Raw genomic sequence first — 1,512 nt, 5'->3', positions numbered from 1 at the left:
GGCTTGCCCGCCGCGCCGGATTTGAACGTTGCGGGCCGCATCCGCCAGGCAGTGGATCTGCCGGTGTTTCATGCCGGCGGCGTGGCCGACATCGCCACCGCCCGCCATGCCCTCCGTGAAGGCCAGGCCGACATGATCGGCATGACACGGGCGCATATGGCCGATCCCTATCTGGTAGCCAAACTGCGGCGCGGCGAAGAAGAGCGCATCCGCCCCTGCGTGGCGCTGGGCTATTGCGTCGACCGGGTCAATCAGGGCAAGCCCGCGGTCTGCGGCCACAATGCAGCCACAGGGCGCGAGGCGGTGATGCCGCATGTGATCGCGCCAGCGCCGGAGCGGCGCAAGGTGGTGGTGGCCGGCGGCGGTCCGGCCGGGCTGGAGGCGGCGCGGGTGGCGGCGGAACGCGGCCATCAGGTGGTGCTGTTTGAGGCGGGCGGGCGGCTCGGCGGGCAAATTGCCTTGGCGGCCAAGGGCATGACCCGGCGCCAGATTTGGGGCGTGGCGGACTGGCTGATCTCGGAAGCGGAGCGGCTGGGTGTTGAGGTGCGGCTGAATACCTACGCCGAGGCAGACGACGTGCTGGCCGAGGACCCGGACGCAGTGATTGTGGCCACGGGCGGCTGGCCGGAAGGGTTGGAGATCCCCGGCGGGCATCTGATCACCTCCGGCTGGGATGTGCTGAGCGGCGAGGCGCGGGCCGCAGGCGAGGTGTTGCTGCTGGATGAATGCGGCGATCACGCGGCCTTGGTCTGCGCGGATGCGATGGCGCAGGCCGGTTGCAAAGTAACGCTGGCCACGCCTGACCGAACGGCAGCGCATGATCTGGGGCCGACCAATTCTGCAGTGGTGCTGCGCGATCTGGTGCGGCAGGGCGTCACGTTTGAGTGCCTTCTGGAACCGGTTTCCGTGGTTGCGGACGGGCGCCGCAAACGTATCACCCTGCGCCATGTCCTGACCGGCGAAGTGACGGAGCGGGTTGCGGATCATGTGGTCAGTGAGCATGGGATCACCCCTGCGGACGATCTTTACCATGCGCTGAAGCCGCAATCGCGCAATTTGGGTCAGCTGGACCACCAGGCGATGATTGCCGGAGACAGTCCTTTTGCCGCCATCAATCCGCAGGGCAGCTTCTGGCTGGCGCGGGCCGGTGATGCGGTTTCCGGGCGCAATATGCATGCCGCCATCTATGATGCGCTGAGACTCTGCAAAGACCTCTAGACGGTGGCGCAAACGCCGCCGCTCAGCGCGCCGCCAGGCGCGATGCCGGGCCCAACGCCTTGCTGCGCAGGCAAGGGGGCGGGAGAACCAGGGCGGTGATGAAACGCCGCGTTCTGCGGCTGAGCCCCGGCAGCTTTGGCAGGGGGCGGACAGCACCGGGCAGGCCAGCGCCGTGTCCGGTGGCAATTGTCAGGCGATAATATCCGGGGTCAGCCGGTCTTCGATCAAGGCGATCTTGTCCTTGAGGACGAGCTTTTGTTTCTTCAGGCGGCGGATTGTCAGCTGGTCGCTGGT

The 1,512-nt window shown here is 67.2% G+C and carries 2 protein-coding genes; one reads left to right on the top strand and one right to left on the bottom strand.

The window, feature by feature from the left end; translation table 11 throughout:
- On the top strand, window positions 1-1,218 hold a 1,218-nt coding region (locus A2I95_RS37130), incomplete at its 5' end, for an FAD-dependent oxidoreductase (protein WP_291737476.1).
- A gap of 189 nt (window positions 1,219-1,407) precedes the next feature.
- On the opposite strand, the gene A2I95_RS37125 is transcribed toward A2I95_RS37130, so the two are convergent.
- The coding region (locus tag A2I95_RS37125) for a DUF465 domain-containing protein (RefSeq protein WP_291737477.1) at window positions 1,408-1,512 on the bottom strand (105 nt) is incomplete at its 5' end.

This window comes from Leisingera sp. F5 (assembly GCF_001593695.1).
Note: the sequence above shows the minus strand (reverse complement) of the source record. Positions and strands in the feature narration are given on the sequence as shown.